We start from the raw sequence: 21,293 nt of genomic DNA on the forward strand, positions 1-21,293 counted from the left end.
CCCCCGGCGTGACCCCCGGTGTGGCCCCCGGTGTGGCCCCCGGTGACGCTTTTCAAATCGGTCGAGAGGGCAGACTCAGTCCATGGCCCTCACACCCGACTACGACTCCGACCCGGAGCGTTTCCGCCTCGCCTCCAGGGTCACCAGGAAGTACCTGATCGGGGCGCGGAGCCTGCACGACCACATCGCCGCGAAGCTGCTGAACGGCGGGCCGTCCCTCGTCCTGGACATCGGCTGCGGGGAGGGCGCGCTCAGCGACGCCCTCCCCGACCCGCCGCCGTTCCGGCTGGTGGGGCTGGACGCGTCCGCCGAGCTCCTGCGCGCCCATCCGGCGCCGCGCGTCCGGGCCGACGCGCTGCGGCTGCCGTTCCGGGACGGGACGTTCGACGCCGCCATCGCCGTGAACATGCTTTACCACCTGGACGATCCCGGTCTCGCGCTGCGCGAGGCCCGCCGCGTCCTCGCGCCCGGCGGCGTGCTGCTCGTCACCGCGATCTGCCGGACCGACAGCCCCGAACTGTCGCCCGTCTGGCGTCCCGAGCCGACCACGTTCGACGCCGAGGACGCCCCGGCGCGCGTCTGCGAGGTGTTCGGCGAGGTCGAGGTGGAGCGGTGGGACGCGCCGCTGATCACGCTGCCCGACCACGACGCCGTCCGCGACTACCTGATCGCCCGCCACATGCCCCGGTCGCAGGCGGCCGAGGCGGCCCGGCGAGTCCGGACGCCCCTCCCGGTGACGAAACGCGGAAGCCTCGTCCTGGCCCGCCGCTCCTGACGCCTCCGCGTCACGAGCGCATGAGCACCTCTGGGTTCAGCTCGTCGGGACGGGTGAAGCCAGAGAGCGCCAGCGTCAACTCCAGTTCGGCCTGGAGGCAGCGCAGGACGTGCTGGACGCCCGCCTCACCCGCGAGCGCCAGCCCATAGGCGTAGGGACGCGCGACCAGCACCGCCTTGGCGCCGAGCGCGAGCGCCTTGGCGATGTCCGAGCCCGTGCGGATCCCGCTGTCGAAGAGCACCGTCGCCTGGTCGCGGACGGCGTCGACCACGCCGGGCAGGGCGTCGAGGGAGGCGACGGCGCCGTCCACCTGCCGCCCGCCGTGGTTGGAGACGATCACGCCGTCCATGCCCGCGTCGACGGCCCGGCGGGCGTCGTCGGGGTGCTGGATGCCCTTCAGCGCGATCGGGCCGTCCCAGTGCTCGCGCAGGAAGATCAGGTCGTCCCAGGTCAGGGCGGGGTTCCCGAAGGTGGCGACCCAGTGCAGGACCGCCTGGTCCCAGTTGGCCTCGGTGATCGGACCGCCGCCGACCATGCTCTGGAAGACCGGGTCGCTGACATAGTTCGCAACGCCGATTCCGCGCAGAAACGGCAGGTACGCCTGGTCGAGGTCCCGGGGGCGCCACGCCAGCGTGAACGTGTCCAGCGTGACGACGAGCACCGAGTAACCGGCCGCCTTGGCGCGCTCCAGGAAGCTGACGGCGAGATCCCGGTTCTTCGGCCAGTACAGCTGGTACCAGCGCGGCCCGCCGCCGTTCGCCTCGGCCACGTCCTCGATGCTGTGCGAGGACGCCGTGCTCAGCACCATCGGCACGCCCTCGGCCGCCGCCGCCCGCGCGACGGCCGGCTCACCGTCCGGATGGACGATCGACAGCACGCCGATGGGCCCGAGCAGCACCGGCGACGGCATGTCGGTGCCGAGCACCTGAACGGAAAGGTCGCGGTGGGTCACGTTCCTGAGCATCCTCGGCACGATCCGCCACCGGTCGAACGCCGCGCGGTTGGCCCGCGCGGTCGCCTCGCTGCCCGCCGAGCCCGCTACGTACCCGAACGCCCGCTCCGACAGCGACCGCTCGGCGAGGCCCTCCAGCTTCGTCAGGTCGGTCGGCAGCGCCGGGACGACGTCGCCGAGCCCCTGCAGATAGATCGAGTTCTGGAAGTCGGCCGGCGCGCCCAAGGAAGCCTCCACCTGCGATGATCCGAAACCGTCCGGCACCAATGTGCCACCTCTGCGGAGATGACGGAACGGCACCGATTCGGCGAACCGGGCGCCACACCGGCTGGGGCGGGCGAAAGATGTCCCTGGGACCGGCCACAATGTGGGCATGGCACGACGCGGATCCCAGGCACCTCCCCCGCCGCCGGACTTCGAGGAGAACATCGTCGATGTCGACGTCTCCGACGAGATGCGCGGCAGTTACCTCGAGTACGCCCTCTCGGTCATCTACCAGCGGGCGCTCCCGGACGTGCGCGACGGGCTGAAGCCCGTCCAGCGCCGGATCCTGTACTCGATGAACGAGATGGGGCTGCGCCCCGACCGCGGGCACGTCAAGTGCGCCCGCGTCGTCGGCGAGGTCATGGGCAAGCTGCACCCGCACGGCGACAGCGCGATCTACGACGCGATGGTGCGGATGGCGCAGTCCTGGGCGATGCGGATGCCGCTGGTCGACGGGCACGGCAACTTCGGGTCGCTCGGCGGCGACGACATGCCCGCCGCCATGCGGTACACCGAGGCGCGCCTGTCCCGCGAGGCGATGCTCATGGTCGCCTCCATCGACGAGGACACCGTCGACTTCCGCCCGAACTACGACGGGCAGGAGCGCGAGCCCGAAGTCCTCCCCGCCGCGTTCCCGAACCTGCTGGTGAACGGCGCGTCCGGCATCGCGGTCGGGATGGCGACGAACATGGCGCCGCACAACCTCGGCGAGGTCATCGCCGCGGCCCGGCACCTGATCGACCACCCGGACGCCACGCTCGACGACCTGATGCGCCACGTCCCCGGCCCCGACCTGCCCACCGGCGGCAAGATCGTCGGCCTGGACGGCATCCGCGACGCCTACGCCAACGGCCGCGGCACGTTCCGCACCCGCGCCACCACGACCATCGAGAACGTGACGCCGCGCCGCAAGGGCATCGTGGTCAGCGAGCTGCCGTACGCGGTCGGCCCGGAGCGCGTCAAGGCCAAGATCAAGGAACTGGTCAACGCGAAGAAGCTCCAGGGCATCGCCGACCTGAAGGACCTCACCGACCGCAACGTCGGCCTCCGCCTCGTCATCGAGATCAAGAACGGGTTCAACCCGGAGGCCGTCCTGCAGGACCTCTACCGGCTGACGCCGATGGAGGAGACGTTCGGCATCAACAACGTCGCGCTCGTCGACGGCCAGCCGCGCACGCTCGGGCTCCGCGACATGCTGCAGGTCTACGTCGACCACCGCATCGACGTCGTCCGCCGCCGCTCGATGTTCCGCCGCAAGAAGCGCGAGGACCGCCTCCACCTCGTGGACGGCCTGCTCGTCGCGCTCCTCAACATCGACGAGGTCATCCAGGTCATCCGGCAGAGCGACGACGCCGCGCAGGCCAAGCAGCGGCTGATGCAGATCTTCGAGCTGTCCGACATCCAGTCGCAGTACATCCTCGACACGCCGCTGCGCCGCCTCACCCGGTACGACCGGCTCGAGCTGGAGAAGGAGAAGGATCAGCTCGCCAAGGAGATCGCGCAGCTGACCGCGATCCTCGAATCGGAGAAGAAGCTGCGCGGCGTCGTGTCCAAGGAGCTCGGCGAGGTCGCCAAGGAGTTCGCGACCCCGCGCCGGACGATCCTGCTGGAATCGTCCGGGCAGACCGCGGTGTCGGCCGTCCCGCTGGAGGTGGCGGACGACCCGTGCACCGTGCTGCTGTCGTCCACCGGCCTGATGGCCCGCACGCACGGGCCCGGCCCGCTGCCCGACAGCGGCCCCCGCGCCGCGCACGACGTGCTGACGTCCGTCGTCCCCGCCACGGCGCGCGGCCAGGTCGGCGCGGTGACCTCGCACGGCCGCATGATCCGCGTCGACGTCCTCGACCTGCCGACGCTGCCCGCGTCGGCGACGCCGCCGTCCCTGGCGGGCGGCGCCCCGATCACCGAGTACGTCGACCTGGAACCGGACGAGACGATCGTCGGGATCGCCGCCGTCACCGACGAGGGCGGCGGTCTCGCCCTCGGAACCGCGCAGGGCGTGGTCAAACGGGTCGTGCCCGACTTCCCCGCCAACCGCGACGAGTTCGAGGTCATCGGCCTCAAGGACGGCGACCGCGTCGTCGGCGCCGTGCAGCTCCTGTCCGACGACCAGCACCTCGTCTTCATCACCTCCGACGCGCAGCTCCTGCACTTCGCGGCCTCGATCGTCCGGCCGCAGGGCCGGGCGGCGGGCGGCATGGCGGGCATCAAGCTGGGCGCGGGCGCCCGCGTCCTGTGGTTCGGCGCGATCGACCCGTCCCGCGAGGCCCGCGTCATCACGGTGTCCGGCTCGTCGTCCGCGCTGCCCGGCACCCAGACCGGCGCGATCAAGCTCGCCGACTTCGCCGACTTCCCGGCCAAGGGCCGCGCGACCGGAGGCGTCCGCGCGCACCGCTTCCTCAAGGGCGAGGACGTCCTGCTCCAGGCGTGGGCGGCGCCGACCCCGCTCCGCGCCGCGGGCGCCAACGGCAAACCGGCCATGCTGAACGCGACCCTGGGACGCAGGGACGGCTCCGGCGAGAAGCTCGACAAGCCCCTGACCGCCATCAGCGGCCCCCTCGGCCCGCCGCCCCCGGAGGAGGACGAGCCCGAGGAATGAGCCCCGGACGGGCCCGGGCGGGTGCGTCACAATGGGCCGCATGCCGATCGCATCGTTCATGGTTCCGCTCGGGTCCCCGGTTCCGGCGTTCAGCCTTCCGTCCATCGACGGCGGGACGGTGTCGCACGACGACTTCCCCGAGGCGTCCGCCCTGCTGGTGGCGTTCCTGTCCAACCACTGCCCGTACGTGCGCCGTGTCGAGGCGGCCGTCGGCGCCCTCACCGCCGAGTACGCGGACAAGGGCCTCGCGACGGTCGCCGTAGGCAGCAACGACGTCGTCAACTATCCCGACGACGGCCCGGAGCACCTGCGCGAGCAGGCCGCCCGCGCCGCGTTCGCGTTCCCCTATCTGGTGGACGAGTCGCAGGAGACGGCCCGGGCGTTCCGCGCCGCCTGCACGCCCGACTTCTTCCTGTACGACCGGGAGCGGCGGCTCGCCTACCGGGGCGAGTTCGACGGCGCCCGCCCCCGCAACGACGTCCCGGCGGACGGCGCGTCGCTGAGGGCCGCGCTCGATCTGGTGCTGGCGGGCAAGGACGTGCCCGAGCCCCACACGCCGAGCCTCGGCTGCGGAATCAAATGGAAGCCCGGCAACGAACCGGTGTAATTCACCACTGGTAATCACACGAACTGTAATCACACCGGTTGAATCACACCGGCCGTGTTACGCCGGTGTGGCCTCGCCCTCGCGCGGACGCGGCAGCATGACGGTCTCGACGTCCTTCGGCCGCAGGCAGCGCTCGGCGGCCGCCGCCAGCGCTTCGAGCAGCTCGGACGGCCCGCCGTCCGCATCGTCGTAGTGCCAGAAACGGACCAGTCTCTCGCCCTCGGCACCCGGGTCGAAACGGCCCATGGTGAAGCATCCGGCCACGGCCATGCGGACGATGACACGCGCGCTCTCATCCAGTTGCGTCACGTAGGCGGCGGCGTCGATGAGACCGATCGCGGCGCGGGCGTTGCGGCCGTCGTCGCACGGGTCGGGACGGTTGATCCGCCATTGCGCGTACGGGCGCAGGTAGTCCGCGATCATGCAGGTTCTGAGCACGCTCTTCATGGTCCCGGCCGCCGGGACGCGCCCGCCCGGCCCTTGACCGAGTTCTTGCCGCGCGGTGATCGACGATCAACCGGCGAGGCCGTGCCGGAACGCGTAGGTCACGGCCTGCGCCCGGTCGCGCAGGTTCGCCTTGGCGAACAGGTTGTTGATGTGCGTCTTCACCGTCGCCTCGGAGATGAACAGGTCACCGGCGATCTCGGCGTTGGAGCGTCCCCGCGCGATCAGCGCGAGCACCTCCGCCTCGCGGGGCGTGAGGCCGTCCGGCAGCCCGTCGCGGCCGGGGCGGCGGGGCCGGTCGCCGGTCGCGACGGCCTCCACCAGACGCCGCTGGACGGCCGGGTCGAGCTGCGCCGCTCCCCCGCGGACGGCGGCGACGGCCCGCGCGATCTCGTCCGCGCCGGCGTCCTTGGTGAGGTAGCCGCGGGCCCCGGCGCGCAGCGCGGCGAAGATCGACTCGTCGTCGGCGTAGGTGGTCAGCACGACGATCTCCACGTCCGGATGGGCCTCCTTGATCCGGCGGGTCGCCTCGACGCCGTCCATCCGCGGCATCCGCAGGTCCATCAGGACGACGTCCGGGCCCAGTTCCGCGACCATCGCCACGGCCTGCTCGCCGTCCCCGCAGGCCCCGGCCACGTCGAGGCCGGGCAGGAGTTCGAGCAGCAGCACCAGGCCCTCACGCACGACGGTCTGGTCGTCCACGACCAGGATCCTCGTCTTCTCGCTCACCGCGCCCCGCCTCCCGTCACACCGGCACCCGGAGCGACACACGGAATCCGCCGCCGTCCGGGCCGGTCACCAGCGTCCCATCGATCAGTTCGGCGCGCTCCCGCATCCCCACCAGGCCGTACCCGCCCCCGCCCAGCTCCAGGACGGGCTCTGTGGCGCCGCTATCGGTCACTTCGAGCTCGACCCTGTCGTTCAAGTAGCGCAGGACGACATGTGCGCGCGCGCCGGGAGCGTGTTTGCGGACGTTCGTGAGCGCCTCCTGCGCGGTGCGGACCACGGCAAGCCCCGCCTGGGGCGACAGCTCGCGCGGCGCACCCGTCACCTGCACGTCGCAAGGGCGGCCCGTGCTCGCGTGGAACTCCTCGGCCAGCTCCGCGAGGGCCTCCTTGGGCTCCGGGACGTCCCCGCGAAGCGTGGCCAAGGCCCGCCTGGTCTCGTCCAGGCCCGAACGGGCGAGGTTCCGCGCGCGCTCCACCCGGTCCAGGGCCTGCACGCGGTCACCGTCCCGGGACAGCAGCAGCCGCGCCCCTTCCAGGTGGACGATCTGCGCAGACAGCGAATGGGCGAGGATGTCGTGGATCTCCCGCGCGATGTGCGACCGTTCGGCGAGCACGGCGTTGGCGGCCTCCGCGCGGCGGGTCGCCTCCTGCGCGGCCATCCCCTGGCGGCTCGCGGCGGCGCCCAGGGTGACGCCCATGAACGCGATCAGCAGCCCGAGATCGGCGCCGTCGTCCCGGAAGATCGCCCCGAGGACGCTCACCGCGAGGACCGTGGCACCGCTCGCGGCGATGCCCACGAGCAGCGGCAACCGGAAGAACAGCGCCCAGAGGGCGATCATGGCGACGACGAATCCGCCGCCGAAGTCGGGCTCGATGCCGTAGAACGCGACCGACGCCGTCACGGCGCCCGCCAGCAGGGCGATCGACGCCGTCCGCCACCGCGACTCCTTCTGTCGGCCGAGGCGCACGCCGCCGACCAGAAGGGCGATCATGACGACGTTCAGGACGGTGATGGCCAGGCCGACCCCGTGCAGCGCGGGCGGGTCCTCGGAGTCGAAGAGGGCGCGCACGTAGGCGACGACCGCCCATGCCAGCAGGACGGTGACGATCGCCGCCATCGCGTACCGCTCGAGGAGCGACGTTCTGCACTTCCCGGACTTCGCGGACTTCACTGTACGAAGCTATGGGACGCGGGCGGCGCGCGGATCGGCGCCGGGCTGGAATCCCGCCCTCCACCGCCGGGTGGACGCACCGCCCGCGGCGGAGCGGGGTCAGACGTCGATGCGTTCGGCGTCGAGCTCGGACGCGCCCGCGGTGATGAACGCGCGCCGCGGGGCCACGTCGCTGCCCATCAGCAGCTCGAAGATCTTGGACGCCTCGTCGGCGTCCTCGACGCGGATGCGGCGCAGCATGCGGTGGCGCGGGTCCATGGTGGTCTCCGCGAGCTGGTCGGCGTCCATCTCGCCGAGGCCCTTGTAGCGCTGCACCGGCTCCTTCCACCGCTGGCCCTTGCGCTCGAACTCGACCAGCTTGCGGGTCAGCTCGCCGTCGCTGTAGCAGTAGACGTACTTGTCCTGCCCCTTCTTGGGCTTGACCAGCTCGATGCGGTGCAGCGGCGGGACGGCGGTGTAGACGCGCCCCTCCTCCAGCATCGGCCGCATGTAGCGGTACAGCAGCGTGAGCAGCAGGGTGCGGATGTGCGAGCCGTCGACGTCCGCGTCGGCCATCAGGATGATCCGGCCGTAGCGGGCGGCGTCGATGTCGAACGTGCGGCCCGACCCGGCGCCGATGACCTGGATGATCGCGGCGCACTCGGCGTTCTTGAGCATGTCGGCGACGGACGCCTTCTGCACGTTGAGGATCTTGCCGCGGATCGGCAGCAGCGCCTGGAACTCGGAGTTGCGGGCGAGCTTGGCGGTGCCGAGCGCCGAGTCGCCCTCGACGATGAACAGCTCGCTGCGGTCGTCGGTGGTACGGCAGTCGACGAGCTTGGCGGGCAGCGCGGAGTTCTCCAGGGCGTTCTTGCGGCGCTGGTTGTCGCGCTGGGTGCGGGCGGCGATGCGGGTCTTGGCGGCCCCGGCGACCTTCTCCAGGACGGCCCGCAGCGGCTGCTTCTGCCCGCGCGGCGGGTTCTCGAAGATCGCGCGCAGCTCCCGCTGGACGACCTGGGACACGATGCGGGTCGCGGCGGACGTGCCGAGGATCTCCTTGGTCTGCCCCTCGAACTGCGGCTCGGGGAGCCGGACGGTCACGACCGCGGTGAGCCCCTCCAGCACGTCCTCCTTCAGGACGTCCTCGTCGCCGTTCTTCAGCAGCTTCGTCGCCCGGAGCTGCTCGTTCAGCACCTTCAGTACGGCGCGGTCGAAGCCGCGGACGTGGGTGCCGCCCTTCGGGGTGGCGATCACGTTGACGAACGACTTGGTGATCGTGTCGTAGCCGGTGCCCCAGCGCAGCGCGATGTCGACCTCGAGGTCGCGTTCCACGTCGGTGGGCGTGAGGTGGCCCTGGTCGTCGAGGACGGGCACGGTCTCGGTGAAGTGGCCGCGGCCCTGGAGACGCAGGACGTCGACGACCGGGGCGTCCTTGGCCAGGTAGGCGCAGAACTCGCTGATGCCGCCGTCGAACCGGAACGTCTCGTCGACGATCTCCTCGCCGCGCTCGTCGCGGACGTCGATCGTCAGGCCGGGGACGAGGAACGCGGTCTGCCGCATCCTGTCGAGGACGAGGGACTGCTCGACCGTGGCGTCCTTCAGGAAAATCTGCAGGTCGGGCCAGAAGCGGACGCGGGTGCCCGTGACCTTCTTGGCGACCTTGCGGATCTGCCGCAGCCCCGACTTCTTCTTGAACCGGGCGTTCGGGCGCCCGTCGTCGGCGAACTCGCCGGGCACGCCGCGCCGGAAGCTGATCGCGTGGGTGTGCCCGTGCAGGTCGACCTCGACGTCCAGCCGCGCGGACAGCGCGTTCACCACGGACGCGCCGACACCGTGCAGGCCGCCCGACGCCGTGTAGGAGACCCCGCCGAACTTGCCGCCCGCGTGCAGCCGCGTCATGACCAGCTCGACGCCCGGCAGGCCCGTCTTCGGCTCCAGGTCGACCGGGATGCCGCGGCCGTTGTCGGCCACCTCGAAGGACCCGTCCGCGTGCAGCGTCACGCTGATGTGGGTGCAGTACCCGGCGAGGGCCTCGTCCACGGAGTTGTCGACGATCTCCCACAGGCAGTGCGCGAGGCCCCGGCTGTCGGTCGACCCGACGTACATGCCGGGTCGCTTGCGCACGGCCTCCAGGCCCTCCAGCACCGAGAGGTGCCGGGCGGAGTAGCCGTTGGGGTCTTCGGTGGTCGCTTCAGCGGTCGCAGCGGTCAACGTGCCTGTGCTCCTCGGGGGTGGGACGGTCGGCAGCAGGGTACCCCCGGTCACCGACAATCCTCCGAAAGGCTCGCCGCCGCGGACGTTCCGGCACATCTGCGCGGCGGATCCTGACGGTTCGCCAGGCTACCCGCATCGCCGCCCCCGGTTCCCCGTCCGATACGTCGCCACCCGTCCAGGCGGACGTCCGGGTGGAGAGCCTGTCGGGCGGCCAGGCGCAGCGCCTGTCCATCGCGTGCGCGCTCGTGCACGACCCGGAGCTGGTGTTCCTGGACGAGCCCACCGCCGCCCTGGACCCGCAGGCCCGCCGCAACCTCTGGGACGTCCTGCGCGAGATCAACACCGAAGGCCGCACGATCGTGCTGACCACGCACTACATGGACGAGGCGGAGGTGCTCTGCGACCGCGTGGCCATCATGGACGCGGGCCGCATCCTCAAGCTCGGCCCACCGGCCGCCCTGGTGCGCGGCCTGGACGTCCCGGCCAGGATCAGCGTGGTGAGCGGCGTCCTGGCGGTGGCGGACGCGCAGCGCCTGCCGGGGGTGGACGAGGTCGTCGACGACGGCGTCTCGCTGACCATCTCCACCCGCGACCCGTCGGCCGTGGTCGCGGCGATGGCGGCCGAGGACGCGCTCGACGGCGTCCGGATCCGCGGCGCCACCCTGGAGGACGTCTTCCTGGAGCTCACGGGACGGGAGTACCGGGCATGAGCGCCTACGAGAGCTTCAAGAGCCTCTCCAGGGCCATGTTCCTCGGCTTCCGGTGGGACCGGACCGCGATGTTCTTCACCGTGCTGTTCCCCCTGATGTTCCTGGTCATCCTCGGCGGGGTCTTCGGCCACCAGACGACGTCCAAGGTGGAGGTGCGGGAGGTCGGCGCTTCGTCGATCCTGGACCAGGCCGTCGCCCAGGGCGGGGACGAACTCGGCAAGGTCATGAAGGTGACGAAGTCGTCCGACCGGGCGGGCGCGCTGCGCGACGTGGAGAAGGGCGACGCGGACGCCGCGGTCGAGCAGCGCGGCAACGAGCTGATCGTGCACTACTCCGCGGCCGACCAGGTCAAGTCGGGGACGGTCCGGGGGCTGATGGACTCGATCGTCCAGTCGGCGAACCTCGGGGCCACCGGCCGCCCGCCCGCCTACATGATGACCGGCCAGCAGGTTGAGGACGACTCTCTCAAGGCCATCCAGTTCTTCACGCCCAGCCTGCTGGGGTGGGCGCTGGCGTCGGCGGGCGTCTTCGGGGCGTCGCAGACGCTGGTGACGTGGCGGACCAAGGGCATCCTGCGCCGCCTCCAGCTCTCCCCTGCGCCGATACCCACCGTGTTCGCCGCGCGCGTGGCGGTCAGCCTCGCCATCGCGCTCGTGCAGTTCGCGCTGTTCGTGCTGGTCGCCCAGCTGCCCGTGTTCGGGCTCCGGCTAGGGGGCGCCTGGTGGATGGCGATCCCGATGGTGCTGTCCGGGGTGCTGGCCTTCCTGTCGATCGGCATGCTGATCGGCGCGTGGGCCAAGACACAGGAGACGGCCCAGGCGGTGACGCAGCTCGTCGTCCTGCCGATGGCGTTCCTGGGCGGCTCCTTCTTCCCGCTGGACGCGTCGCCGGGCTGGATGAGGGCGCTCTCGTACGCCTTCCCGCTGCGGTACCTGAACGAGGGGATGCTCAACGTCATGGGCCGCGGTCTCGGGCCCGCGTCCGCATTGCCGCACATAGCAGTCCTGCTCGGCGTCGCGGTCGCCGGCGCGGTGATCGCCATGCGGCTGTTCCGATGGGACGACGCCTAATGTGATGTCGGTCACTTATTGGGCCATTCCGCTGTGGGCGTACGAAGAACCAGGTTGGGAACGTCAGCGTCGGGTTAGATGTTGTCCTAAGTACCGACCCCGAGCATGAGGAAGGTGCCGTGACTGGAGCCCTTGCCCCAACCAAGCCGTTGACCGTCGCCGACCGATGCGACCGTTGCGGCGCTCAGGCCTACGTCCGTGCAGTCCTTGTAGGCGGCGGCGACCTTCTGTTCTGCGCCCACCACGGACGCAAGTACGCAGAGGCCCTCCGCGCCAACGGGGCCGACATTCAGGACGAGACCGACCGGCTCATCGAAACCCCGCCCGCCGCTACGGACGACGAGCGGTGATCCCGATATAGCAGGCGCCCTGAACGGCGGTCACCGGAGACGGTGGCCGCCGTTCGCATTCCGCCCGTTCGGCTATCGCGGAGCACATTGGGCGCAACTCCGCCCAGTAATTAAGTGATCGCGTAACGTATCAGATAATGGCCGTCCGAGTGGGGTGGATCACCCGGCGGGTTCGCCGTCAGCCGCTCGTGACTTTCTTCACCCGATAGTGATAGCCGCTGACGTGCGCGAATCCCTCCGCCTCGTACATGGCCCGCGCGGGCGCGTTCCGCTCGACGACGACCAGGTAGGCCCGCTCGCACCCCTGCTCGCGCCCCCAGCCGAGCAGCGCGCGCAGGACGCGCCGTCCCAGACCCCGCCTGCGCGCTTCTGGAGCGACGGCCATCGCGTACACGCCGAGCCACTTCCCTTGGGGCACGCCGCGTCCGACGGCGACGCCGTCCAGCGACGCGTAGGCCGCAGGCACTCCGGTGAGGATCCTCTCCGCCGTCGGCAGCTGGTGGTCGAAGCGGCCGTCCACCGACCACCAGAGGTCCAGCCATTCCCTCGACGGCGCCCGCGCGATCTCCACCCCGTCGCGCTCGTAGGGGCCCGCTATGTCCGCCACCATGGCGAGCGTCGGATCCACCAGCTCGTAGCCGCGTCCCTCCAGGAACCCGTCGAGATGTGCAGGCTTCGCCTGGGTGTCGATGGAGAACACGGTCGGCAGGCCCATCGCGGCGTAGAAGCGCTCCGCCTGGTCGACGGCGTGCCCCACGTCGCCTGGATCGTCCAGAGGCAGGACGGAGTTGGCGCGCTTGGTCACCCCTCCGGCGTGCCGCAGCAGCCACCCGCCCATATCCTGGGTGGACGGCGCGGGCCATGCTTCGGCGACGAGCCTGCCGACCTCTGGGAACCGCGTCATCCGTCACCGCTTTCGGGGGGATCGTGCACATCCTGCTGCCACCGTCGGAGAAGAAGGCTACCGATGGAGACGGCCCGCCCCTCGACCTGGGGTCGCTCAGCTTCCCCGGCCTCAACCCGGCGCGCGAACGCGTCCTGAAGGCCCTGACGCGGGCGAGCGGGCGCAAGAACGCGGCGAAGGTGCTCGCCCTGCCACCGGGCCAGGCGGACGAGGCCCTGGCCCGCAACCTGGCCTTGCGCGAGGCGCCGACGCTGCCCGCGGCGCGGCTCTACGCGGGCGTCCTGTACGACCACCTGAACCTGGCCGACCTCGACGCCGAGGCCGCCGCCGAGCAGATCATCGTCTTCTCCGGGCTGTGGGGCGCGCTGCGGCTCACCGACCGGGTCCCGCCCTACCGGCTGGCCATGGCGGTGTCGCTGCCCCCTGCGGGCCGTCTGGGCACGCTCTGGCGCCCGCCCATGCGCAAGGCCCTGCAGCTGGACGACGACCTGATCGTCGACATGCGCTCCGGGCCGTACGCGTCGGTGTGGAAGGCGCCACCCGGGCGGGCCGTGGCCGTGCGGGTGTTCCGGGAACGGGTCGTCGGCGGCGTCCCGAAGCGGACCGTGGTCAGCCACATGGCGAAGGCGACGCGCGGGCAGATCGCGCACGACCTCCTCAAGGCGGGCGCCGCGCCGCGCACCCCGGAAGCGCTGCTGAAGGCCGTCGCCGACCTCGGCCACACCGCCGAGCTCAACGGCGCGAACCTCGACATCGTCCTCCCCGACTGACGTCCATAGGAGGCCGAACGAAACAGGGCCCCCGGTCACGGGAGCCCTGAATCGGTGCCGTAGAAGGATCAGTCGAGGTAGTCGCGCAGGACCTGGGAGCGGGACGGGTGGCGCAGCTTCGACATGGTCTTGGACTCGATCTGGCGGATGCGCTCCCGGGTCACCCCGTACACCTTGCCGATCTCGTCCAGCGTCTTCGGCTGGCCGTCGGTGAGGCCGAACCGCATCGACACCACGCCCGCCTCGCGCTCGCTGAGCGTGTCCAGGACGGAGTGCAGCTGCTCCTGCAGGAGCGTGAAGCTGACCGCGTCCGCCGGGACGATGGCCTCGGAGTCCTCGATGAGGTCGCCGAACTCGCTGTCGCCGTCCTCGCCCAGGGGCGTGTGCAGCGAGATGGGCTCGCGGCCGTACTTCTGGACCTCGACGACCTTCTCCGGGGTCATGTCGAGCTCCTTGGCGAGCTCCTCCGGGGTGGGCTCGCGGCCCAGGTCCTGGAGCATCTGCCGCTGCACGCGCGCGAGCTTGTTGATGACCTCGACCATGTGCACCGGGATGCGGATGGTGCGGGCCTGGTCGGCCATCGCGCGGGTGATCGCCTGCCGGATCCACCAGGTGGCGTAGGTGGAGAACTTGTAGCCCTTGGTGTAGTCGAACTTCTCGACCGCGCGGATCAGGCCGAGGTTGCCCTCCTGGATCAGGTCCAGGAACAGCATGCCGCGCCCGGTGTAGCGCTTGGCCAGCGACACCACCAGCCGGAGGTTGGCCTCCAGGAGGTGGTTCTTGGCGCGGCGGCCGTCCTCGGCGATCCACTCGAAGTCTTCGAGGTCCTCCTCGGTCATCGCGGCAGCGGCGGCCGCGAGCCGCTCCTCCGCGAAGAGCCCGGCCTCGATGCGCTTGGCGAGCTCCACCTCCTGCTCGGCGTTGAGCAGCGGGACCTTGCCGATCTGCTTGAGGTAGTCCTTGACGGGGTCGGCGGTGGCGCCGGCGGCCGCGATCTGCTGCGCGGGCGCGTCCTCGTCGTCGTCGCCGAGGGTGAAGCCCTCCTCCTCGGCGGGAGCGCCGTCGGCGGGCTTGCCGGCGGCGGGCGCCGCCTTCGCCGCGGGCGCGGGGACGACCTCGTCCTCCTCGGCCTCGGGCGCCTCCACGGCCTCGGCCGTCGGGTCGTCCTCAAGGTCGACGTCGAGATCGGCGAGGTCGGCGTCGAGATCGACCTCGACGTCGTCGTCGACGTCCGGGTCGTCGGACGCCTTCTTGGCGGGCTTGGCCGGGGCGGACTTGGCGTCCTGCGCCGGGCCCTTCTTCGGCGGCGCGGCCTTCTTGGACTTGGCGCCCTTCGCGGGCGCGGCCTTCTTCGGCGGCGCGGGCTTGACGGCCGCGGGACGCGGCTCGGCCACGATCTCCTCGGCGACCGCCTCGACGGCGTCGTCCCCGACGACCGCGGTCACCGTGTCGGGCTGCTCCTTGGCCGCCGCGGCGGTCTTGGGCCTGCGCACCGGCTGCGACGCGCGCTTGCGCGGACGCTTGGGCGCCGCGGAGTCGGCAGCGCTCACCATGACGGTCACACCCTCCTTGCTGAGGCTCCGCAGAATGCTGGAGGCCGCTGACACGGGGATGTCGGCCTCCTCGAACGTACGTCGTACGTCGTCGGCTTCGAGGCGATTGCCCTGGGACCGTCCACGCTCGATCAGTTGCGCGATGACGTGATCGTGCAGATCTGACGCTTTCGAGGTCGAGCTAGCAGGCGACACAAATACCTCTCGAACGAACGTGTGGCTTGGCTGACCCAAGTGCCCTGACGGGCCCGGCCTCACACTGGTGTGGGACCGCACACGGAGCGGACCTCCCGGTGCGGGACCGCAGCGTACCCGCTCTCATTGGGTCAAGCATTCTGGCACTGCTGCGCATTCCGCCTGTGAAGTCCTACCCGGTAACTCTCCACCTTAGAGGGCGCGGGACGGTCCTTCGTACGTGCTCCGCCGTCATCGCGTCGTCTTCGGCGCGGTTCAGGCGGGCTTGGGCGGGACGTGCAGGGCAAGCACGGTCACATCGTCTACCTGCTCATACCCGGCAAGCATCCGATCGACCAGGAAGTCGACGAGTCTCTCGGGATCTCCTACCACTTCAGGTGGGGCGTCCGCCGCAACGGCGACCAGCTCCTCGAGCCCTGCGTCCACCCCACGCCTACGGTTCTCCACAAGTCCATCGGAATAGAACACCACAGTGTTGCCGGTATCGATGGAAAAACTTGTCTGCTGTCGCTCGCTCGGCCAGCCGAGAGGGGTTCCCGGCTCCCGCGTGCTGACGCGCGCGGGCGTGTCGGGCGAGATCAGGAGGGGTGGCGGATGGCCGGCGTTGCTGAACTCGCCGTGCCCGGTCTCGGGGTCGATCACCGCGTAGGCGACGGTGGTGAACTGCTCCTCGTCCTCGGTGGCGCTGAACAGCCGGTCCAGCCCGGCGAGGACGGCGGCGGGGCGCGGGTCGTTCAGCGCGAGGGCGCGCAGGGCGTTGCGGACGCGGCCCATACCGGCCGCGGCGAGGACGCCCTTGCCCATGACGTCGCCGACGGCCACGGCGAGGCGGCGGTCGGGGAGCCGGAACACGTCGTACCAGTCGCCGCCGACCTGGACGTGGCGTGTCGCGGGGTTGTAGCGGGCGGCCAGGACCATGCCCGGCAGTTGCGGGAGGTCGCTGGGCAGGAGGCTGCGCTGGAGCTCCTCGGCCGTCTTGTGCTCGCGCTCGAACAGCAGGGCGCGCTCGACAGCCAGGGCGCACTGGCCCGCGAGGGCCTCCAGGAAGACCCGTTCCTCCTCGGTGATCTCCCTAGGGCGGGTGAACGAGAAACGCAGTGCGCCTATGGGCGCGCCTGCGGCGAGCAGCGGTAGCCCCACCCAGGCGCGTTCTTCGGTGTGCTGGGCGAACAGATCCTTCTCGCCGTGGCCCAGCTGCAGGCGCAGGCTGTCGGGATGCTCGGCCAGGAAGGGGCGGCTCTCGCGCACCGCCACCGACATGACGGTCTGGTCACTGACCTTGATCGCGTCGCGGGAGGCGGGGCTGGACTCGCCCTCGGCGCCCGGTTGCGACGGGGCCACGACGCTGAGGCGGAGCTTGTCGTCGTCCAGAAGCGCCACGGCGGAGTAGTCGGCGCCGATGGCCGACCGCCCGACCTCGGTGATCACCTGGACGACCTGGGACACGGTCAGCGCCTCGGCGAGCATGGAGGTGGCCTGCTGGAGGCGCGCCGTGCGCAGCGCCGCCGCCGACAGCTGCTCGGTCAGCCGCCCGCGCATCTCCTCGGCCTCGCGCTGCCCGGTGACGTCGGTGTTGGCGCCGACCCACTCGATGACCGCGTCGCCCTGCCAGATGGGCACGGCCCGGACGTCGAAGTGCCGGTAGGTGCCGCTCTTGGTGCGGATCCGGTAGTTGGTCTCGAAGACCCGGTTCTCCTCGACGCACTCGCCCCACGCGGCCTCGATGCGGGGACGGTCCTCGGGGTGGACCACGGCCAGCCAGCCGCCGACCTCGTAGTCGTCCGGCGCCTGCCCGGTGATGGCGCGCCATTCGGGCGCGTCGTCGATGACGCCGCCGTCCGGGGCGGCGACCCACACCACCTGGGCGCTGGCCTCCACGAGCGAGCGGTAGCGCTGCTCCTTGCGGCGGATGACCTCCTCGGCCCTGCGCCGCTCGGTCACGTCCAGCGCGGTCAGGACGACGCCCAGGTGCTTGCCGTCGGCGCCCTTGGCGGGCAGCCACGAGCAGGCCAGGATGCGCTCCTCGGTCGCCGTCGCCAGGGAGGCGTCACCTGGGGCCACGGGCGGGGCGGCAGGGGCCGTGCCGTCCTGCTCGGCCGTGCCGTCCTGCTCGGCCGTGGCGGGCTCGCCGGCGGGGACGACCAGGTCGAGGTCGCTCAGCGGGCGGTTCTCGTCGATCACCTTGCGCAGGGCCGACTCGAACGCCGTCGCCAGCGCCTCCGGCAGGACCTCACCGGGCCGCCGCTGCTGCAGATCGCCCACGGGCACGCCCAGGAGCTCCGCGAGCGCGTCGTTGGCCCTGCGGCAGCGCAGATCGCGGTCGAAGAACGCGAGACCCGCGGGGGCCTCGGTCAGCAGGGTCGCGTACAGCGCGGCGTCCGACGCATCCATGGGCTGCCCCTCCACCCCTGAGACGCGGGGATGCGGGACGGACGTCTCGGTGCTCATGGACAACACCTCCGCCCCAGAGGGTCCCGTACCGCGCGGCAAGTTTTCATCACTATGAGTGAATGGGAGCAGGCTAGCGCTCCCGCCTCCATCACAACACCGTCGGAGTCAGGTATTCATCATCCCGATGGTTCGCCGCGTACGGAAGCCCTGATGAACATCCTTATCCCCTTCGGCCCGGGCGAACACGTCGGATTCGGACACCGTTCGTGGAGGACGCGGGAGGCGGTCCGCCAGGACGGCGAGTAGGAGATGTTACGGCGCCCTGGCGTCACAGGGCGTCAACTCGGCTTGTTCGGCGAGTTCCGGCCAGCGCCTCCCACCGATACCGGGACGCTCCTATTTCGCGGCCTTGGCCGCCTTTGCCGCGGTCTTCTGCTCCTGCTTGAAGGCACGGACCTGGGCGAGCGACTCGGGGCCGGTGATGTCGGCGACGGACCGGTGGGAGCCTTCCTCGCCGTAGGCCCCGGCGGCCTCGCGCCACCCCTCCGGCCGGACCCCGTACTGCTTGCCGAGCAGCGCCACGAAAATCTGCGCTTTCTGCTTGCCGTACCCGGGGAGGGCGTTGAGGCGCTTGAACAGTTCCTTGCCGCTGTCCACGCCTTTCCACAGCTTCTCGGCGTCCCCGTCGTAGTTGTCCACGAGGTATTGGCACAGCTGCTGGACCCGCTTGGCCATGGACCCGGGGTACCGATGGACGGCGGGCTTCTCCGACAGCAGCGCCGCGAACCGCTCGGGGTCGTATGCGGCGATCTCGTGCGCGTCCAGGTCGTCGGAGCCGAGCCGCTGGGTGATGGTGTAGGGGCCCGTGAAGGCCCACTCCATCGGGATCTGCTGGTCGAGCAGCATGCCGACCAGCGCGGCCAGCGGGCTGCGTCCGAGCAGTTCGTCGGCTTCCGGACGCTGGGAGAGATGAACCTTCGTGGCCATGGGCCCAGCTTAGAGCCGGTCCATTTCTGTCAGAAGTCTTACGGGCGTGACCGGAGCCTGGCGTGTGGCGTGCCGTGGTGCTCGAATGAAGAAGTGAGCGAGGACGAACGGGCGGAAGGGGCTCCCGTCGGTCGCCGGGTGGTGCTCGGGATGCTCGGTCTCGGCGCGGTCGGGGTCGCCGTGGGGGCGTCCGTTCAGGACGGCGTGAGCCGTGCCCTGGCGCCGGTGGGGCCGATCGGGGACATCCTCCCGGCGGCCGGAGGGTTCCGCTACTACTCCGTCACCGGGAGCGTGAAGCGGCGCAGCGCGGAAACCCACCGCGTGACCGTCGGTGGCCTCGTCGACAAGCCTCAGTCGTTCGGGATGGCCGATCTGGCGCGGTTCCCCCAGACGGTGCTCGACAAGGACTTCCAATGCGTGACGGGCTGGCGCGTACCGGACGTGCGTTGGGTGGGCGTGGCCCTTCCCGATCTGCTGGACGCGGTGGGAGTGTCGCGCAAGGCCCGTGCCGTGCGATTCACGTCGTTCGACGGCGTCTACACGGAGTCGCTGACGCTGCAGCAGGCGCGCCGGCGGGACGTCCTCGTGGCGACGCAGATGGAGGGCAAGCCCGTCACGCACGACCACGGCGGACCGGCGCGCCTCTACGTGGCGCCCATGTACGGCTACAAGTCGCTGAAGTGGCTCAGTGGCATCGAACTGACCGACAAGGTCGTTCCCGGTTACTGGGAGAACCTCGGCTACGACGTCGATGCCTGGGTGGGACGGTCGAACGGGCGGGACGATGCTCCGACGTGACACGGCCCCGGCCGAACGCACGTGGTTGCTGCGTTTCACCGTGGCGGAGCGGGCGATCCATCATGTGACGGCGTTGCTGATGCTGATCTGCGTGGTGACCGCCGCTTGCCTGTATCTGCCGATGCTGTCGACGCTGGTGGGTCACCGGGAGGCGCTCAAGACCGTCCATGTGTGGTGCGGGTTCGCGCTGCCGGTGCCGATCGTGCTCGGTCTCGCGTCCCGCGCCTTCAGGACCGACCTGAGACGGCTCAACAGATTCGGCCCGCATGACTGGGAGTGGCTGAAGCGCCGTGACCGCAGGGCCGTGCAGGGCGGTCGCGGAGTCATTCCCGTGGGGAAGTTCAACGCGGGGCAGAAGCTGAACGCGGCGTTCACCGCAGGGGCGATTCTGCTGATGCTCGGCACCGGCGAGATCATGACGTTCCCCGATCCCTGGGGAGACCGGTGGCGGACCGGCGCCACGTTCGTCCACGACTGGCTCTTCCTGATCGTCGTCGTGGTGACGGCAGGGCACCTGTGGGAGGCGTTCCGGGACCGTGGCGCGCTGGGCGCGATGCTGACCGGGCGTGTGGAGGCCGACTGGGCGGCACGGCACCACGCGGGCTGGGCGGACGCCGACGCGCATGGCCCGTCTCGGCCCGGAGACGACTGAGCGGCCCCCTTGCCCGCCCCGGATGGCCACTGTCCACTGTTCGGACGTGTCCTGGACAGCGCCCATGGCTGATCTGAGAGGCTAGAAGGGTGAATCCCCGCCGCCACCACCGTTCCTCCGGGGAACCGGGCCGAGAGGGATCGCCACCCCCCGACGAGGTCACCGCGATCTTCGACGGCATGCTGCAGCATGCCCGCGAGCTGCTGGCCGTCCGCAGCCCCCTGGACGCCGAGCTCATCGTCAGCGAGATCCTCGGCTCGTGGTGGGCGAAGCGGGTGCCGGACGGCGACGTCGAGGAGATCATCGGCGAAGCGCTGGTCGACTACGCGGGGGCGGCGGGAACGCCGGCCGCGCTGGCGCTGCTCATCGGGATCGCCTACATGGGCACCCCCCGCCAGGCCGCCAAGGCCGAGCGCGCGGCGCTGGAGCTGATGGGCAAGGGCGTCGCCAGGCCGGGATGGGCCGACCGGGTGGGGATGGTCGCGCCCGAGGACTGCTTCGTGTCCAGGGACGTCTACGGCGACCAGGACTCCATAGTCTGCACCTACACCTACGGGGGCGCCGAACGGCACGCCCTGGTCATCCTGGTCGATCGCAACAAGGCCGGGGCCGTCCCGAGGGCCGGCGACCCGTTCGCCCGGGCCGCGCGCACGGGACGGCCGCCGATGCCCGGGATGGTCAGGGACGCCTGGGTCTCGTCCAAGGTCGACAGGCTCCTGGACCACTGCCGCCGTGAGGGCCGCGACAACCCGCTGATGCAGTTCGAGACCCTCGACTCGCGGGACGCAAGGGCCCTGTTGCAGAGCGCGCTGGACCTCACCGACGACACCGACGATCCGCCGGTGAACGAGAACTTCGGCTCCTACCACGCCTTCGTACGCGCGCGTGTGGACATCCTGCCGCCGGGCGGGCGCCTCCCCCAGGCACCGGTGTACGGGCGCGACAGGCGGGCGACGATCGCGGCGAGGTTCCTCGCGTCGGACGAGGCCGAAGACCTGTCCGACCGATCCGCGGCCAGCCGGTGCGTCGACCGCATCATCGAGTACGGCTGCACCCACGACTTCGGGCGGCCACTGCGGGTCAGCCCCGTCAAATGCGAGATGTTCCTGCTCGACTGGCTGCCGCGGAAAGTACTGCTGTCCCCGAGCGAACAGGAGGCCGTGCCCCACGTCCTGGCGG

Annotated in this window: 18 protein-coding genes and 1 pseudogene; 10 read left to right on the forward strand and 9 right to left on the reverse strand. The window is 70.9% G+C overall.

Translation table 11 applies throughout. The features are described 5' to 3' along the window. Window positions 1-82: 82 nt before the first annotated feature. Window positions 83-775 (forward strand): class I SAM-dependent methyltransferase, encoded by a 693-nt coding sequence (locus E1264_RS10275; RefSeq protein WP_132172017.1) that lies wholly within the window; start codon window positions 83-85, stop codon window positions 773-775. Between the two features lie 10 nt (window positions 776-785). Here E1264_RS10275 and E1264_RS10280 read toward each other — a convergent pair whose 3' ends face one another. Next, window positions 786-1,952: a lactate 2-monooxygenase gene (locus tag E1264_RS10280; RefSeq protein WP_132172019.1), complete on the reverse strand. Its 1,167-nt coding sequence runs from the start codon at window positions 1,950-1,952 to the stop codon at window positions 786-788. Window positions 1,953-2,100: 148 nt separating this feature from the next. Between E1264_RS10280 and E1264_RS10285 the strand changes: the two genes are divergently transcribed. Both E1264_RS10285 and E1264_RS10290 read left to right on the forward strand, forming a co-directional pair. After that, window positions 2,101-4,590 carry a DNA topoisomerase IV subunit A gene (locus E1264_RS10285; protein ID WP_132172021.1) on the forward strand — a complete coding sequence of 830 codons (2,490 nt, stop codon included), beginning with the start codon at window positions 2,101-2,103 and terminating at the stop codon, window positions 4,588-4,590. A 40-nt stretch (window positions 4,591-4,630) separates the two neighbouring features. After that, window positions 4,631-5,197, forward strand: a complete 567-nt coding sequence (locus E1264_RS10290; protein ID WP_132172023.1) for a thioredoxin family protein — start codon at window positions 4,631-4,633, stop codon at window positions 5,195-5,197. A 57-nt stretch (window positions 5,198-5,254) separates the two neighbouring features. Here E1264_RS10290 and E1264_RS10295 read toward each other — a convergent pair whose 3' ends face one another. The 4 genes from E1264_RS10295 to E1264_RS10310 all read right to left on the reverse strand — a co-directional run bounded on the left by E1264_RS10295 (window position 5,255) and on the right by E1264_RS10310 (window position 9,731). After that, the gene (locus E1264_RS10295) at window positions 5,255-5,635 is read right to left on the reverse strand and encodes a hypothetical protein (protein ID WP_132172025.1); all 381 of its coding nucleotides are present in this window, start codon (window positions 5,633-5,635) and stop codon (window positions 5,255-5,257) included. 75 nt (window positions 5,636-5,710) lie between these two features. Then, window positions 5,711-6,370 carry a response regulator transcription factor gene (locus E1264_RS10300; RefSeq protein WP_132172027.1) on the reverse strand — a complete coding sequence of 220 codons (660 nt, stop codon included), beginning with the start codon at window positions 6,368-6,370 and terminating at the stop codon, window positions 5,711-5,713. A 16-nt stretch (window positions 6,371-6,386) separates the two neighbouring features. Then, window positions 6,387-7,541 (reverse strand): histidine kinase, encoded by a 1,155-nt coding sequence (locus E1264_RS10305; protein ID WP_132172028.1) that lies wholly within the window; start codon window positions 7,539-7,541, stop codon window positions 6,387-6,389. Between the two features lie 99 nt (window positions 7,542-7,640). Next, a complete protein-coding gene (locus E1264_RS10310) occupies window positions 7,641-9,731 on the reverse strand; it encodes a DNA topoisomerase IV subunit B (RefSeq protein ID WP_243710850.1) in 2,091 nt (696 codons plus the stop codon). Between the two features lie 194 nt (window positions 9,732-9,925). Here E1264_RS10310 and E1264_RS10315 point away from each other — a divergent pair, with 194 nt between their 5' ends. The 3 genes from E1264_RS10315 (at window position 9,926) to E1264_RS10325 (ending at window position 11,864) form a co-directional block, all read left to right on the forward strand. Further along, window positions 9,926-10,444 carry an ABC transporter ATP-binding protein gene (locus E1264_RS10315; RefSeq protein WP_243710851.1) on the forward strand — a complete coding sequence of 173 codons (519 nt, stop codon included), beginning with the start codon at window positions 9,926-9,928 and terminating at the stop codon, window positions 10,442-10,444. Further along, window positions 10,441-11,514, forward strand: a complete 1,074-nt coding sequence (locus E1264_RS10320; protein ID WP_132172032.1) for an ABC transporter permease — start codon at window positions 10,441-10,443, stop codon at window positions 11,512-11,514. Before E1264_RS10315 ends, E1264_RS10320 begins: the two co-directional genes overlap by 4 nt. Before the next feature lie 119 nt (window positions 11,515-11,633). Continuing rightward, entirely contained in the window at window positions 11,634-11,864 is a 231-nt protein-coding gene (locus tag E1264_RS10325) for a hypothetical protein (protein WP_132172034.1), read from the forward strand. A gap of 178 nt (window positions 11,865-12,042) precedes the next feature. Here the strand turns inward: E1264_RS10325 and E1264_RS10330 are convergent, their stop codons facing one another. Beyond that, complete coding sequence (locus E1264_RS10330; RefSeq protein ID WP_132172036.1) at window positions 12,043-12,768, reverse strand: GNAT family N-acetyltransferase; 726 nt, start codon at window positions 12,766-12,768, stop codon at window positions 12,043-12,045. Window positions 12,769-12,791: 23 nt separating this feature from the next. On the opposite strand from E1264_RS10330, the gene yaaA reads away from it, so the two are divergent. Next, on the forward strand, window positions 12,792-13,538 hold the full coding sequence (gene yaaA / locus E1264_RS10335; RefSeq protein WP_132172038.1) for a peroxide stress protein YaaA: 747 nt from the start codon (window positions 12,792-12,794) through the stop codon (window positions 13,536-13,538). 68 nt (window positions 13,539-13,606) lie between these two features. On the opposite strand, the gene E1264_RS10340 is transcribed toward yaaA, so the two are convergent. The 3 genes from E1264_RS10340 to E1264_RS10350 form a co-directional block, all read right to left on the reverse strand. Beyond that, window positions 13,607-15,286 carry an RNA polymerase sigma factor gene (locus E1264_RS10340; protein WP_132172040.1) on the reverse strand — a complete coding sequence of 560 codons (1,680 nt, stop codon included), beginning with the start codon at window positions 15,284-15,286 and terminating at the stop codon, window positions 13,607-13,609. Window positions 15,287-15,541: 255 nt separating this feature from the next. Next, window positions 15,542-17,734, reverse strand: coding sequence for a SpoIIE family protein phosphatase (locus E1264_RS10345; RefSeq protein WP_132172042.1), 2,193 nt, complete (start codon window positions 17,732-17,734; stop codon window positions 15,542-15,544). Window positions 17,735-18,073: 339 nt separating this feature from the next. After that, on the reverse strand, window positions 18,074-18,664 hold the full coding sequence (locus E1264_RS10350; RefSeq protein WP_132172044.1) for an HhH-GPD-type base excision DNA repair protein: 591 nt from the start codon (window positions 18,662-18,664) through the stop codon (window positions 18,074-18,076). A gap of 93 nt (window positions 18,665-18,757) precedes the next feature. On the opposite strand from E1264_RS10350, the gene E1264_RS10355 reads away from it, so the two are divergent. From E1264_RS10355 to E1264_RS10365, 3 genes and pseudogenes are all read left to right on the forward strand, one after another. Further along, complete coding sequence (locus tag E1264_RS10355) at window positions 18,758-19,462, forward strand: molybdopterin-dependent oxidoreductase (RefSeq protein ID WP_207935835.1); 705 nt, start codon at window positions 18,758-18,760, stop codon at window positions 19,460-19,462. Beyond that, window positions 19,449-20,114, forward strand: coding sequence for a cytochrome b/b6 domain-containing protein (locus tag E1264_RS10360; protein ID WP_132172048.1), 666 nt, complete (start codon window positions 19,449-19,451; stop codon window positions 20,112-20,114). The genes E1264_RS10355 and E1264_RS10360 overlap by 14 nt, the downstream gene beginning before the upstream one ends. Window positions 20,115-20,293: 179 nt before the next feature. Continuing rightward, window positions 20,294-21,293: pseudogene (locus E1264_RS10365) on the forward strand (hypothetical protein); the annotation flags it as partial.

Source organism: Actinomadura sp. KC216 (assembly GCF_004348535.1).
Lineage (GTDB): Bacteria > Actinomycetota > Actinomycetes > Streptosporangiales > Streptosporangiaceae > Spirillospora.